This window comes from Rhodococcoides fascians NBRC 12155 = LMG 3623 (assembly GCF_001894785.1).
Classification (GTDB): Bacteria; Actinomycetota; Actinomycetes; order Mycobacteriales; family Mycobacteriaceae; genus Rhodococcoides; species Rhodococcoides fascians.
In genome coordinates, this window is sequence record NZ_BCWW01000001.1 from 278,522 (window position 1) to 292,968 (window position 14,447).

The 14,447-nt window shown below is 64.0% G+C and carries 13 protein-coding genes; 2 read left to right on the top strand and 11 right to left on the bottom strand.

Annotated features, from left to right (window positions below; all coding sequences use genetic code 11):
• Window positions 1–29: 29 nt before the first annotated feature.
• Together RFA01S_RS01390 and RFA01S_RS01395 are read right to left on the bottom strand one after the other, a co-directional pair.
• The gene (locus RFA01S_RS01390) at window positions 30–644 is read right to left on the bottom strand and encodes a histidine phosphatase family protein (RefSeq protein WP_032407761.1); all 615 of its coding nucleotides are present in this window, start codon (window positions 642–644) and stop codon (window positions 30–32) included.
• Window positions 645–648: 4 nt separating this feature from the next.
• The gene (locus RFA01S_RS01395; protein WP_139278354.1) at window positions 649–1,560 is read right to left on the bottom strand and encodes a LysR family transcriptional regulator; all 912 of its coding nucleotides are present in this window, start codon (window positions 1,558–1,560) and stop codon (window positions 649–651) included.
• An 82-nt stretch (window positions 1,561–1,642) separates the two neighbouring features.
• Here RFA01S_RS01395 and RFA01S_RS01400 point away from each other — a divergent pair, with 82 nt between their 5' ends.
• The gene (locus RFA01S_RS01400; protein WP_051365314.1) at window positions 1,643–2,875 is read left to right on the top strand and encodes an MFS transporter; all 1,233 of its coding nucleotides are present in this window, start codon (window positions 1,643–1,645) and stop codon (window positions 2,873–2,875) included.
• Here RFA01S_RS01400 and RFA01S_RS01405 read toward each other — a convergent pair.
• The 5 genes from RFA01S_RS01405 to lysX all read right to left on the bottom strand — a co-directional run bounded on the left by RFA01S_RS01405 (window position 2,861) and on the right by lysX (window position 9,476).
• Complete coding sequence (locus RFA01S_RS01405; protein WP_032407763.1) at window positions 2,861–3,361, bottom strand: DUF4190 domain-containing protein; 501 nt, start codon at window positions 3,359–3,361, stop codon at window positions 2,861–2,863. The genes RFA01S_RS01400 and RFA01S_RS01405 overlap by 15 nt on opposite strands.
• Before the next feature lie 50 nt (window positions 3,362–3,411).
• Complete coding sequence (locus tag RFA01S_RS01410) at window positions 3,412–3,813, bottom strand: PPOX class F420-dependent oxidoreductase (RefSeq protein WP_032367602.1); 402 nt, start codon at window positions 3,811–3,813, stop codon at window positions 3,412–3,414.
• A 240-nt stretch (window positions 3,814–4,053) separates the two neighbouring features.
• Window positions 4,054–5,058: a beta-ketoacyl-ACP synthase III gene (locus tag RFA01S_RS01415; protein WP_027494965.1), complete on the bottom strand. Its 1,005-nt coding sequence runs from the start codon at window positions 5,056–5,058 to the stop codon at window positions 4,054–4,056.
• A gap of 100 nt (window positions 5,059–5,158) precedes the next feature.
• On the bottom strand, window positions 5,159–6,055 hold the full coding sequence (locus RFA01S_RS01420) for an alpha/beta fold hydrolase (RefSeq protein WP_174557189.1): 897 nt from the start codon (window positions 6,053–6,055) through the stop codon (window positions 5,159–5,161).
• A 109-nt stretch (window positions 6,056–6,164) separates the two neighbouring features.
• Window positions 6,165–9,476: a bifunctional lysylphosphatidylglycerol synthetase/lysine--tRNA ligase LysX gene (gene lysX / locus RFA01S_RS01425; protein WP_032407764.1), complete on the bottom strand. Its 3,312-nt coding sequence runs from the start codon at window positions 9,474–9,476 to the stop codon at window positions 6,165–6,167.
• A 304-nt stretch (window positions 9,477–9,780) separates the two neighbouring features.
• Here lysX and RFA01S_RS01430 point away from each other — a divergent pair, with 304 nt between their 5' ends.
• The gene (locus tag RFA01S_RS01430; protein ID WP_032367600.1) at window positions 9,781–10,752 is read left to right on the top strand and encodes a hypothetical protein; all 972 of its coding nucleotides are present in this window, start codon (window positions 9,781–9,783) and stop codon (window positions 10,750–10,752) included.
• Here RFA01S_RS01430 and RFA01S_RS01435 read toward each other — a convergent pair.
• From RFA01S_RS01435 to RFA01S_RS01450, 4 genes are all read right to left on the bottom strand, one after another.
• Window positions 10,734–11,288, bottom strand: a complete 555-nt coding sequence (locus tag RFA01S_RS01435; RefSeq protein ID WP_032407765.1) for a GNAT family N-acetyltransferase — start codon at window positions 11,286–11,288, stop codon at window positions 10,734–10,736. The two genes, RFA01S_RS01430 and RFA01S_RS01435, sit on opposite strands and share 19 nt — an antisense overlap.
• Before the next feature lie 226 nt (window positions 11,289–11,514).
• Window positions 11,515–11,934 (bottom strand): TIGR03668 family PPOX class F420-dependent oxidoreductase, encoded by a 420-nt coding sequence (locus RFA01S_RS01440; RefSeq protein WP_032407766.1) that lies wholly within the window; start codon window positions 11,932–11,934, stop codon window positions 11,515–11,517.
• A 10-nt stretch (window positions 11,935–11,944) separates the two neighbouring features.
• The gene (locus tag RFA01S_RS01445; RefSeq protein WP_052060782.1) at window positions 11,945–13,300 is read right to left on the bottom strand and encodes a putative bifunctional diguanylate cyclase/phosphodiesterase; all 1,356 of its coding nucleotides are present in this window, start codon (window positions 13,298–13,300) and stop codon (window positions 11,945–11,947) included.
• An 83-nt stretch (window positions 13,301–13,383) separates the two neighbouring features.
• The gene (locus tag RFA01S_RS01450; RefSeq protein WP_032407767.1) at window positions 13,384–14,430 is read right to left on the bottom strand and encodes a LacI family DNA-binding transcriptional regulator; all 1,047 of its coding nucleotides are present in this window, start codon (window positions 14,428–14,430) and stop codon (window positions 13,384–13,386) included.
• Window positions 14,431–14,447 lie beyond the last annotated feature (17 nt).

A 14,447-nucleotide genomic window follows, 5' to 3' on the forward strand; every position in this document is an offset into this window, starting at 1 on the left:
CCGGCCGTTCTGCCCCTCTACCAGGGACTTTAAGAGGTCTCTGTGGATTGTCGGTTGCGCGGCAACAGGTCCCACACATGGGCGGTCTCGTTGACCGACGAGACCGATCGGGCACCGCTGCGGGAGAAGAGCACACGCGTCACCGAGCAGTAGTCGATGGGAAATCCGAGCACTTTCGGGGTCTGGAGAATGTCTTGCAACAGCATGTTGACGACGCCGCCGTGAGCGAAGAGGACGACGGTATCGGAGTGCGCGGCGGTCGAGACGATATCGGCCACTCCGGCGAGAACTCGCCGGCGGAAAGCCTGTTCGTCGACCTGCTCGGGTAGGTGACCGGCCTTGATGCGGTCGTAGGCGTCGCGAAATTCGGTCTTCGCGGCCTCGATCGGGACGTAGCCGCCGAAGTCCCGGTCGTACTCGGTCAGACGGTGGTCGGTCGTGATCTCGAGACCGAGCCGTTCGGCGAGTGGCTGCGCGGTCCGGATCGCGCGTTGCTGCGAACTCGACACGACTCGGGACACCGTGAAGCGTGCCAGCGCATCGGGCACTCTGCGGGATTGTTCGACGCCGAGTTCGTCGAGATCGGGATCGGCCGAGGACTCCGATCGTCGCGGAAGGGCGTGCCGTACCAGAACCAGTTGCATCGACTCACCTAATCACGAGTGTGCGTCCACTGCGTTGCACCATCGAGCGGAAGGCCGCCACCTGGCGGGGCATGTCCGTCCCCGGCTCCCACACCATGCCGATTCGCCTGCGCGCAGCCGGTTGGGTGAGTCCCACGTCGACCGTTCCACCCTCGGCGCCGTGTGCACGGATCCGCGGCAGGATGGCGATGCCGAGGCCGGCGCCGACGAGTCCGCGCACGGTATGGGTGTCCTGTCCCTCGAACGCGATGCGCGGGCTGAATCCGGCATCGGCCCACAGCTCGTCACAGATCGAGCGCATTCCGTATCCGTGGCCCATGGCGATGTAGTTCTCGTCGGCGGTATCGGCGAGATCGACCGTCTTCCGCGACGCGAGACGGTGATGTTCGGGTACCACCAGCATCAGCCGCTCGTCGTACAGCTGGAAGGAATTCGTGTCGGTGTGTTCGGCGCTCAGAGACACGAACGCCAGGTCGGACGCGTGATCTGCGAGGCGATCCAGGCAGCGTGCACGTGCGCCTTGGTCGAGATCGAACGTCACCGCGGGATGGTCGACGCGAAAGTGCCGGATCAGTGCGGGCACGACGTCCTCACCGAGTGTGTTCTGGAACGCGACGGCTATTCGGCCACGCGCTCGGGCGTCGTGCTCGGTCATGGCGTCGATACCGGCGTCGATGTCGCTCAGGGCTCGTTGAAGATACGGGATGAGGACGCGGCCGGTACTGGTCAGCACGATGCCGCGGCCCCGTCGTTCCACGATGTCGACGCCGAGGATCGCCGACGCGCGGGCGACCTGCCGACTGACGGTGGGTTGCGGGACTCCCAGGACGTGGGCGGCGTCAGTGATGTGCTCGGTGTCCGCCACCGCGACCAGGGTCGGCAGAAGTGGTAGCAGCTCGGTGGTCTCGCGGCGCATGGGTGAAGCATATCGCTGACGTATCGATCGTCGGTCTCTCATGCATTGGACGTATACCGTGAGCGCTTCTAACGTCTTTGACATGACTACGACGCAGCCCGAGGTCCTGGAGTGGGAGGGGCATCCCAAGGGATCGACCGAGTACCGGCGTCTCGTGTTGGCGCTGCTGTTCGCCGGAGTGGCGACGTTCGCGCAGCTCTACTCGGTACAGGGGATTCTGCCGCTGATCGCGTCCAGTCTCGACATCACCCCGTCGCAGTCCTCGCTCGCCGTCGGCCTGGCGACCGTCGGCGTCGCGGTGTCGGTCATTCCGTGGTCGGTCGCGGCCGACCGAATCGGACGCGTTCGAGCGATGACCGCCTCGATACTCGTCGCGACGACACTGGGATTGCTGGTGCCTCTGTCGCCTTCGCTCGAGGTGCTGCTGGTCCTGCGATTCTTCGAAGGTGCTGCGCTGGGGGGACTTCCGGCCATCGCGATCGCCTATCTCAGCGAGGAGGTGCACCGCAATCACACCGCGTTGGCGGCGGCAACCTACGTGTCCGGTACGACGCTCGGTGGGCTGCTGGGGCGAATAGTTTCAGGACCCGTTGCAGAACAGACCAACTGGCGAATCGGAACCCTGACCGTGTCGGTCATCGCGGCGTTGGCAGCGGGACTGTTCGTGTGGTTGGCACCGCGGCCGCGAACCACCCTCGTGCACAGCAAGATCGGTGACCTACCCGGTCGGTTGTGGGTGAATCTTCGAGAGCCGGGGATGCTGGCGCTGTACGGCCAGGGGTTCCTGCTGATGGGAGGATTCGTCGCGGTCTACAACTTCCTCGGATTCCGGCTCGAGGCAGCACCTTTCGGACTTCCACAGTCTCTGATCAGCCTGATCTTCGTGGCCTACCTCAGTGGCACGGTGTCCTCGCGAGTGGCGGGGAAGTTGGCGACGAAGCACGGCCGGTCGATCGTCCTCGCCGGATCGACCGCCACCATGATCGTCGGAGTCGCACTGACGATGGCGTCGAACCTGGCCGTGATCCTCACCGGGCTGGTGATCTTCACAATGGGATTCTTCGCCGCCCACGCCATCGCGTCGGGATGGACCGGCCAGCGAGCCGTCCACGGACGGGCGCAGGCGACATCGCTGTACAACCTGTTCTACTACGGAGGATCGTCCGTCGTGGGCTGGCTCGGCGGAGTGGTCTTTCAGTCACTCGGATGGAACGCCTTGGCGCTGTTCGTCATTGCGTTGGCAGTCATCGCCGGCCTGTGGGCCGCAGCGATGAACGGCCGACTGGCGCAGCAACCGAACTCAATACGTGGATGAATTCGAGGCTGCTATCGCGAAGATGAAAATAGCAGCCACGACGAGGACGAACAGGGCAACCGACACGTAGCCGACGATCAGACCTGCCGTCGCAAATCCTGACCCGCCCTCGCCGGTGCGCTGGATCTGGCCCTTCGCAACGTGGCCACACACCACCGCACACACCGACGCGATCAGCGGGATGAACGTCAGACCCAACACCGCCAACACGAGCGACACGATCGCCAACGTGTTCGTCGCGGGTGCCGGCCGAAAACCCGCTCCGCCATACGGGGCCTGACCGTATTGCGGCTGTCCGTATTGGGGTTGCCCGTATTGCGGTTGCCCGTACTGGGGGTTCGGGTACTGAGGATTTTGGTATTGAGGTTGTCCGTGCTGCGGGTTCTGGTAGCTCGTGTTCGGGTCCTGATACGGCGGGTACTGCTGACCCCCGTACGGCTCGTCTTTCTCGAACGCGTCGCTACCTTCACCCTGCGGATTGACCATTGCGGGAGTCTTGCACCTGAATTGGGCCGTCGCAAGCGGCAACGCGACGTCTACGAACCGACCTTGCCCCAGCCCACATACGCGTCGACAGTCACGTAACCGGTCACGCGCGGCTGATCGCGAACCGGATACCGCTCGCCGGTGTAATGCGTCGCGATGCGATCGATATCCACCAGATCCGGGTCGTCCTGCAGTTCGATCGAACCGTGCACCGTCACATGCGTATACCAACTGGCCTCGTCCATCACTGAAATCGAGACCTTGGGATTCGCCCGAATGTGCTCCAGCCGCTTACGCGAGGCATCGAAATTGAGCACGATCTTCCCGTCCTCCCACAAATACCACGTGGGCGCGGTGATCGGAGTTCCATCGGCACGAACAACCGCCATGACAGCGGGATTCGCCTTCTTCAGCAACTCGACAGCATCAACGGGCAACGGAGGCTTGGGCATGAACCAACACTACGACCCGAAAGCTGACTCGGCCAGACCCTCGGCCCACGCACCCAGCCCGCCCGAGTCCACCCGCACCCAAGTCCACCCGGCCCGAGTCCACTCGCACCCACCCCACCCCACCCGGCCCGAGTCCACTCAACGTGACATTGACTGCCGAAAAGGCCACTGAATGTCACATCGAGTGGACTGCGGATAGGTGGACTGCGGGTGGGTGTGGGCTGCGGACGGGTGGAGTGATTACAACTTCGGGAGTTTGACGACTTGTCCGGCGTAGGACAGTCCCGCACCGAAGGCGAGGAGCAGCGCTGTGTCGCCTGCTTTGGCTTTTCCGGTGCGCAGCAGTTCTTCCATTGCCAGGGGGATGGACGCAGCCGAGGTGTTGCCGGTTTCGGCGATGTCGTTGGCGACGGCGGTGCCTTCGTCCAGGTTGAGACTCTTCGCCAGCAGGTCGGTGATGCGGCTGTTGGCCTGGTGCGGGATGAAGGCGTGCAGTTCGTCGGTTTTGATGCCGGCGACGTCGAGTACCTTCTGTGCGGCCTTGCCCATCTCGAATGCAGCCCAGCGGAAGACGGAGATTCCGTTCATCCTGATCCAGGGTCGTTCCATGTTGGCTGTCGTGATGTATTCGTACCAGTCCGTGGTCTGCACGATGGCGTCGGACTGCGAGCCGTCGGACCCCCATACGGCGGGTCCGATTTCGGTTTCGTCGCTCTGTCCGACGACGACGGCTCCGGCACCGTCGGCGAAGATGAAGCGGGTGGTGCGGTCGTACGGGTCGGTGGTGACGCTGAGCTGCTCGGCTCCGATGACGAGGACATACTGCGAGGTTCCGGCCTTGACCAGGTCCGATGCGACGGCGAGTGCGTAGCAGAAGCCTGCGCATCCGGCGCAGATGTCGAACGCGGCCGGTCCTTTGGTGCCGAGTCCGTGGGCAACCTTGGCGGCTGCTTGGGGTGTCAGTTCGAGGTGTGTGGAGGTCGCGACGATGACGGTGTCGACCTGCTCGGCGGAGATGCCGCTGGCTTCGAGTGCTTTTCGGCCTGCCGAGATCGACATCTGGACGACGTTTTCTTCGGGGTCGGCGAATCGGCGGTTCTTGATGCCCGATCGCGTCTGAATCCACTCGTCACTGGAGTCGATGAACTCGCAGATCTCATCGTTGGTGACTATTCGTTCGGGGCGGTGAACGCCCAGACCGAGCATCTTCGACTGTCGACCTTGCGTTGTGCTGATCGCACCCATCTTCAATTTCCTCTCGTGCTACCGCGCCATCGCCGAGCTTCGGCTCGGGTCTTGGGCTACGGGCTCGTCGACACACGTTACGTGCGTCGACGGGAAAGGTTCACACCAGTTCGGTGATGAGCGCCGCGACCTCGGCGGGTTTGTCGATCATGGCGTGGTGATGGGCGGGTATGACGACGGTGAAATCCGCTCGCAAGTATGTGGCCAGCTTGCGCTGGGTCTTGATCCATCTGCGTCCCCACGGGGACGGGCGTCCGGTGTGGGCGGCCGCGACGATAACGGGAACAACGAGTGGCAATCGCTTCCGAAGTCGGTTCAATTCGGCCGCGAGGTCCGGGTAGACGACATCTTCGACGAGTGCAGCCGTGAGATAGGTAGGCCTGCGGTAGATGTCGTCGACCCAGTCGACGACGTCCTTCGGTGTCCCGTCGGGCGGCGTCGCCTGGTTGAGTATCGGTCGGACGCGCGGGCCGACGAGCCGCTGAAGGCCCGTGCGGCTCAGTAGCGTCGACAGGGAATGCGCTGCGCGCACTCGCAGAGCCGCCGGAAGGATGCGGCGGGGGTCGGACTCGGCGCTCGAGTCCAGGAGAAGAACACCACGTATGCGCGACGGGTACAGCCGGGCCACTGCTTCTGCGTAGAAGCCGGCAATCGAGTGACCCGCGACGACGGCCGGCTCGGTGACACCGAGCGCGTCGAGGACGCCGACGATCCTGTCGGCCTCGCCGCGGACGGTGGGAGTGGCGCCATCGGGTAGAGGGTCGCTGAGTCCGAAGCCGGGGCGGTCGAGAACCACGACATGATGTCGGGCGCTCAAGATATCGACGGTGTCGTTCCAGTCGAACCAGTTACTGCCCAGGCCGCCGCAGAGAACGATCGTGGGGCCGGTTCCCCGGACGAACAGATGCAGACGTTGGCCGTCCACTTCGACGTACCGCCCGGGAGGATGTTTCACGGGAAACAATGCCTCGCGCTCGGTTCGATTCCCGTGATCCATGTTTTCGTCCCCACCATGCATTGCCTACTCGAAGTTTGTTTATGCCTCCAGTTTCCACCATTCGCCCCGTTTTGCAACTTTCCCGTGGAGGATCGCCTCGGGAAGACCGTCATTGTCGCGGTTTGGCCAGCGGAAATGCGAGTGTCTCGCGAATGCTGCCGCCGGTGATGAGCATGACGACGCGGTCGACGCCCATTCCGAGGCCGCCGGTCGGGGGCATCCCGTGCTCGAGCGCCTGCAGGAAGTCCTCGTCCAAGCTCATCGCCTCTTCGTCGCCACCCGCAGCCAGCAACGACTGCTCGGTGAGGCGTCGACGTTGATCGACGGGATCGGTCAACTCGCTGTAGGCCGTCCCCAGTTCGACCCCCCATGCCACCAGGTCCCACTTTTCCGCGACGCCGGGGATGCTCCGATGTGGTCTCGTCAACGGCGACATCGACGTCGGGAAGTCCTTGTAGAAGGTGGGGAATTCGGTGTAGTCCTCCACCAGGTGCTCGTACATGCCCTGGGCGACGGCACCCGCGTCCCACGACTTCTCGTACGGGATGTCGTTCTCGTCGCACAGCCGCTGCAGCTCGAACAGGGGCGTCGACGGCTCGACGGGAACACCCAATTTTTCGGCGACGGCACCGTGCAGTGTCTTGACGGGCCATTCCCCGGAGATGTCGATCTCGATCATCTCGCCGTCCGGGCCGTCGGGACGCAGAATGATCTCGCGGCCGTGCGCTGCCACGGCTGCACGCTGAATCAGTTCGCGGCACAACACCATTGCGCGCTCGTAGTCACTGTGTGCCTCGTACGCTTCGAGGATCGTGAACTCCGGATTGTGCTTGAAGTCCGCTCCCTCGTTGCGGAACACTCGCCCGATCTCGAAGACCTTCTCCATGCCGCCGACGCACAGCCGTTTCAGATAGAGCTCCGGTGCGATGCGCAGGTACAGATCCAGATTGTAGGCATTGATGTGGGTGACGAACGGGGCAGCGTTCGCACCGCCGTGTACCTGCTGCAGGATCGGTGTCTCGACCTCCATGTAGCCGCGATCGCTCAGTGAATCACGAAGCGACTTCACCACATTCGAGCGTGCGATCATCAGCGCGCGCGCATCGCGGTTGATCGCCAGGTCCACGTACCGCTGCCGTACTCGCGCTTCCGGATCGGTCAGACCGCGGTACTTGTCGGGCAGAGGGTGCAGGCATTTGGCGTTCATTCGCCACTCGGTGGCGAGCAGCGACAGCTCACCACGCCTGCTGTATCCGATGGTGCCACTGACTTCGATGAGGTCACCCAGGTCGAAGTCGGCATCGAATTCCTCGATTCTGTCGCCGACGCGTTCGCGGTCGAACAGCACCTGAATATCGGCCGACCAGTCCCGGATGACGGCGAACGACACGCCGCCGTAGTCGCGAATGCGCAGTATTCGACCCGCAATTCGGACGGTCGTGCCCTGGGGCGATGCCGCCGCTTCACCGACGGTGTGTGTCGGGGGATAGGCGACGGGATAGCCCTCGATGCCGTCACTTTCGAGACGATCGAGTTTGGCCATGCGCACGCGTACCTGGTCGGGACGTTTGCGGCCGGGCACGGTGTCGTCTGCGGGAGTCTCGGGTCCGCTGCCGTCGGGATGAATGTCCTCGGCGTCGACCAACGCTGCCGGCACCGCGACGTGGGACCCGGTGTGCTTCGAGGCGCGCCGAAAGGTCGGCAGAGTCAAGAAGCCTTCGGCGATGGCCGACGCGACACCGACCTTCGGCAGCACCCGATTGTCGGCGAAGCACAGGTAGCGCGGCTCCCATTCCGGCAAGTACTTCACATTCGAGCGATACAGCGCCTCGAGCTGCCACCAGCGCGAGAAGAACACCAATACGCTGCGCCAGATTCGCAGGACCGGACCGGCCCCGATCCGACTACCCTCCTCGAACGCAGCACGGAACACCGCGAAGTTCAGCGAAATCTTGCTGACACCGAAATGATCTGCGCCGGTGGCAAGTTCGGTCACCATCAACTCGATGACACCGTTAGGTGACGCCGGATCGCGGCGCATCAGGTCCAACGACGCGCCGGTCCGACCCCACGGCACCAGCGACAGAACACCGACTATCTTCTCGCCCTGAACTGCCTGCACCAGAAGACAATCGCCGTCGAGCGGATCGCCCAACCGGCCCAGCGCCATCGAGAAACCACGCTCGGTCTCGGTATCGCGCCACGCGTCCGCGCACGCAATGATCTCGTCCATCTCCTCGGCAGAAATATCGCGATGACGACGCACGGTGACCACGACACCCGCTTTGCGAGCCCGGTTGACGGCCTGACGCACGGGACGCATCTCGCGTCCATTGAGGTTGAAATCTTTGGTTTTCAGGATTGCTTCGTCGCCGAGTTCGAGAACACTCAGGCCGGCCCGCTTGTAGGCCGTGGCCCCGATCTCGCTGGCCCCCATGACAGCTGGGGTCCAGCCGTACTTCTCGGCCAGGTCGAGCCATTCGGATATCGCATGTGGCCACGCCTCGGGGTTGCCGATCGGGTCACCACTGGCCAGACACACCCCGACCTCGACGCGATACGTCACCGCCGCCTTGCCGCTGGTGGCGAAGATGACGCCCTTGTCGCGGCGGGTCGCGAAGTAACCGAGGGAATCGTCGGCACCCCACTTGTCGAGCAGGCCGCGCAGAGCCGACTCGTCGCGGCCGGTCAACGCATTGCTCGACCGCTGCGACCGGAACAACGTCACCACGGCACCGAGCAACGCCAGCGCTCCGAACAGTCCCAACCCCGTATTGACAAAACCGTTCGGCCTACCGTCGAACTGCTCGTTGTCCACCGTCGCCAACGCCGTCACCCTGTTGAACGCCCACAGGAACGTCTGACCCTCCGGCAACGAACCCGGGAACAACGCCACCAACGCCCACCCGACAATCGTGCCGACGGCCGCTCCCAGCACGAGCACCCCGAGCGCCTTCCACACCGCACCACGCCGAACCCGCGTGTAGAACTCCTTGCGCGACGCGATCAGCAGACCCGTCACGACGACATGAACCGCCAACGCAATCCACGAACTGGCGTTCTTGTCCTCGATGCCCTCCGCGACGTTCGTGATCGCCAACAACACCAAATAGATCGTCAGCAGCCACCACGCAATACGCTTCCGACTCGCCAACGCCGCCGCCAACAACCCGACAACCAACGCCCACGACAAACTCGTATCCGGAGCATCGAAGTAATACGTGTCGACATACTCCCGCGGCGCATGAACCAGATACCGCAAAGTGGGCGACAGACTCCACAGAAACAACGCCGCCGCGAACACACCGAGCACCAGCCCCGCGATATGCGGAACCTCACTCAACCGACCGCGCTGCGGCGGCGAAAACGACCGTGGTGCCGTGGTACCCGACCGATCCGAGGGAACTGCTGTCGCCGTCATGTCTCACTCCCGAAATAAGAACGCACGAGTTGCAAGATAGACGGTATCCCCGCTGAGGTGGGTGGTTTGCCTGTTGCCGCCCCGCCGTCCACTCAATGTGACATTTGGTGGCCTTTCCGGCAGTCAATGGCACATCGAGTGGACTCGCGGCCGGTCACGAGAGCGCGCCTGGCCGTGCTCGAGTCAGAGTGTGGGCGACCCCTCCTGTATGCGTTTGTCCACAGGTATTCGGTTATCCACAGGGCTGTTGATAGTGCGACGTCGGGTGCGATCGGTGTCCGGCCGAGCGTGCAGGATCGTCTGTATGAAGAGGGGCGGCGCACGGGTCGATGCGAGGGTAATTGCGGCCGCATCGGATCGCGGGCTGGTGCGGACTGCTCATCTTCTCGAACTCGGCGTCGCGTCGAAGACGATTGTTCGGCGCACGCTGCCGGACGGTATCTGGTCACGGGCGCTACCTGGCCTGGTGTTCTTGAAGAACCGTTCGCTGACGCCCTTGGAGCGGGCGGTTGCCGCGTCCATCTACTGCGGTCGTGATGGCGTCATCAGTGGTCGGGCCGGGCTGGCGTTGCATGGTCTCGGTACATCCGGCTCGTTCGAGGAGACGTTCGTGCTCATTCCCGAGGCGCAGCACCGCAGGTCCGTGAGCTTCGCCGCGGTGGAACGTACGTGGCGGATGCCAACGGCGGAAAGTAAGTCGGGTCTTCCCGTCGCGCCGGTTGTTCGGTGTTTGTGCGACGCAATTCGCCGCATGAAGAACGCCGAGCAGTGCATGGCGCTCGTTGCCAGTGTCGTTCAGCGGGGTGCCGCAACGATCGAGGCGATCATGAAGGAACTGGACGCCGGCACCACGCGTGGAACCGCGATGCCTCGTCGAGTACTTCGCGAACTGGCCGCCGGCGCGCACTCCGTTGCCGAAGCACACGCGCAGAAGTTGTACGCACGCAGCGGTCTTCCCCCGATGACTCACAATGTCGCGGTACGCGACGAGTCGGGCAGGTTGCTACTGGTGGCCGACAATTGGCTCGACGACGTCGCCCTCGACTGGGAGATCGACTCGCTCGAATATCACCTGTCACCCGCGGCGCACCGCGCCACCGTGGAACGACGGGAGCGCGCTCAGAACGCCGGCATCATTGTCGTGACTCACCTGCCGAGCGATATTCGCGACGATCCGGAACGTGTTCTCTCCGACCTGCGGTCCCGGTACCGACAGGCGCTCGCGCGTCCGCGCCCCCACGTCACCGTCGACCCGTCCTACCGCCGATCGGGCTGATACACCCAAATCATGTGGTCTCCGGTTTCGGCCGCAGCGGCCAAAGCTCGCGGCTCGATCCTGTCGAGGACGAAACCCAGCCGCCGCGGAACGGCTCGACTCCTCGAATTGGCTGCATCACAATGAATTTCGACGCGATCGACGTCGGCGAGTTTCAATGCCTCTTGCGTGAGGGTCGCGGTGGCTTCCGAGATGATGCCGTCACCCTCGGCTGCACTGTCGAGCCAGTACCCGATTTCGATCCCACCCGGTCCGACTCGTCGGTGCAATGCAATCTTCCCCAGGAATGCGCTGGTGGATCGACCGAAAATGCCGTAGTCGTACATTTCGTCGGCGTCCCACAGCTTCCGGCTTTCCGCGATGCGGACGATCTGCGCCGACCTGTCGGCAGCGTCCTCGGTGGCCCAACCGAGCCACGGCAGCAGGCGGACCCGATTTCGCTCGATCGTTTCGGCAATGACGACAGCATCGTCTGCCGTCTCGCGTCGAACCACGAGACGGTCGGTGACAATCCGAACGGGAGGTTTGCTGAGCATTGCGACAGTCTGACTCCCTGCTAGTGCCAATTCCACTGGTTTTCGGTGCCCTCCGACCCACGTGCAGTCCACTCGATGTGCCATTGACGGTCGAAAGGGCCACCGGATGTCACATTGAGTGGTCAGACGGTAGTGGTGTCAGACGGGAGTGGTCAGCCGGGAGTGGTCAGGCGGTAGAGGTCTGGCGGTGGGGTGGGCGATGCTTGGGGGAGAGGAAGTAAAACGATCAGGAAGCGGACCACGATCTCCAGGACAGTTTGTCGATGACGATGACCGGGCCCTCGGGTCGGTTGTTCTTGTATTGGCTGTATTTCGCGACGAGGGTGTCGGTACCGACTGTGCCTTCGGCGCTGCCCGCGTCGACGATGCGGGCGTTGCCGTCGGCGCGGATCCACCAGAGTTGGGACCAGTCGTCGGAGTAGTGGTCGGCGATGAGGCTGACGGCGGGATCGGCGTGGATGTTGTCGAGTCGCTGCAGTTTCTGGGTGGTTTTGGGTTTCCAGTCGATGGCTGTGTAGATGTGATCGCCGGTGGGCGCGACAGCGAAGACGATGGGGACCAGGTGTGGGGTGCCGTTGGGGTTGATGGTGGAGAGTTGGGCGCGGGGTGCGTCGGTGAAGCGTTGAATTTCGTTGTCTATCTTCACGTTCGGTTCCTCATGCGGATTCGCTGTGGCTGCTGTGTCGGGTGATGTATTGCTCCAGTTCGGCGACGGGCATGGGTCGTCCGAGGAGGTGTCCTTGGCCGAAGGTTACGCCCATGTCGGTGCAGATTCGGAGTTGTTCGGTGGTCTCGATGCCTTCGATGACGGTGTCTTTGCCGAGGGTGGTGGTGACGTCGACGAGGGCGGTGCAGAGGGTGGTCATGGCGCGGCGTCGGTGCAGGTTGGTGCTGTCGAGGTGTTGGGTGAGGGATCTGTCGATTTTGAGGATGTCGACGGGCAGGGTGGCGAGTCGTTCGAGGGAGGAGAAGCCGGAGCCGAAGTCGTCGATGGCGATGAGGACGCCGTGGCGTTGGACGTCGCGGAGTTGGTAGTGCACGGCGTCGAGGTCGTGCAGCGTCTGCGATTCGGCGAGTTCGAGTGCGAGTCGACCGCGTTCGATGCCGTGGGTGTCGACGATGTCGATGACGTCGGTGGCCAGGGTTCCTGCGGCGAAGTGCGCGGGGCTGACGTTGACACCGACCTGGAGCATGATCGCTCGGGATTGCCAGTCGGCGATGGTTGCCGCGACGTCGGTGAGAATCCACATGCTCAGGGGGATTATCAGGTCGTTGTCTTCGGCGAGGGGGATGAAGGCGTCGGGCATCAGAAGTCCGAGTTCGGGGTGGTTCCAGCGAACGAGGGCTTCGGCTCCGACCACGGCTCCGGTCGCGAGTTCGACGATGGGTTGGTAGACCATGGTGAGCTCGCGCGCGGTCATGGCGACTCCGCGCAGTCGTTCGAGGAGCTCGAGCCGAGTGCGGTTGGTGTGGTGCAGCTCGTCGGTGAAGATGTGATGCCGGTTGCGGCCGGTGGCTTTGGCGGCGTGCATCGCGGCGGTCGCGTTGTGCACCAGCTGGGTGGCGCGATCGGTGCTCCCGGTGGTGGACGCGACACCGACGCTGGCGGTGAGGGTGAGTTGACGGCCGCCGAGCTCGAAGGGGGGCTCGAAGATGCTGGCGAATCCCGCGGCCATCGCTCGGGCTGCCAGGGAATGGCAGCCGTAGGCGACGATGACGAATTCGTCCCCGGTGAGTCGGCCGATGGTGTCGCCGGGTCGAGTCGATGCGGTGAGTCGGTCGGCGACCATGCACAGCAGCTCGTCGCCCTGGGCCGGTCCGAGCGCGTCGTTGAATTCACGGAAGCCGTCGATGTCGACGAGGAGGACGCTGAAGTGCTGGTCAGGGCCTAGGTCGACCAGCGCGGCGGTGATGGTGGCCAGGATTTCGTCCCGGTTCGCAAGCCCGGTGAGGGCGTCGAGCGTCGGGTTGGGGTCGGCACGGCGGAGCGGCGTGTCGTGTTCTCGACTCACAGTGCCCCCTAGTAGCCGGACGGCCACCGGCGATACTAGCCGAAGAGTTTGCTTAACGCCTATAAACGGGGAGCACGCCCTTTTTACTGGCCCTCACGCAGCGTGCCCGTCGACCCTCGCGTCTCGATGTTCCACACCGCGGCGTCGACGGCGTCGCTGAGACCGAGCACCCACCGGGCCGCCGATCGGCCCTGGTCGAACAACGATTGCGCGACGGTGGTCAAGTGGGCCGCCGCCGCTGCAGGGGAGTCGTCCCATCCGGTCAGTGCGACGTGGTCGGGAATGTCGATACCGGCACCCGTCGCCGCGTCGAGTGCGCCGAAGGCGAGTTCGTCGCTCATCGCGAACATCACATCGACGACGTTGTCGCGCAACAACAGTCGTGCTGCCCGTGTGCCCTCTTCGCGCGAATTGTGGGTGGTGAACAGCGTCGGTACCGTCGACCACTCGATTCCTCGACGCACGCACGCATCGCGGTAGCCCTCGAGTCGTGCGCGGGTCACCGGCATCGAGATGCCCGACGCGTCGGCGCCGTGCACCACCGTCGATTCGCGTCGCGAATCGGGTCGCAGTGCAACTATCGCGGGCCGACGCCGATTGCGCAGAGCAATGGTGGCGATCGCGTCGGCGGCCGCGCGGTCGTCGATTCCGATGGAGTGCAATCCCGGATGCTGAGGGCCGCCCTGGACGCAGGTGGGTCGACCGGTGCCGACGAGCACGTCGAGGACGGGGTCGTCGACGCCGGTGGTCCAGACGACATAGCCGTCGACCTGCGCGTCGCGAATTCTCGCAATATCGCTGTCGCGGTGCAGGTTCGGCAACATCACCAGCGCGGTGTCGGCGTCGAGACACGCGTCGGCGATGCCCGAGAGGAACCGTCGGGCCTGGGGATCCTCGAAGGCGTAGGTGAGTTTTTCACCGAGTACGACGCCGACGCTGTTGTGCTTTCCGCTGCGGAGCGAGCGTGCCGCACGGTTGGGACCTGCGTATCCGAGGGCCGCCGCCGCTGCGTGGACGCGGTCTCGGGTGGCAGGCGAGACGCGGTCGGGTTGGTTGTAGGTGTACGAGACGCTCATCGTGGAGACTCCCGCAGACGCCGCGACGTCGGCCATCGTCACCCGATTGTTCACGGGGTCACCTTAGCGTG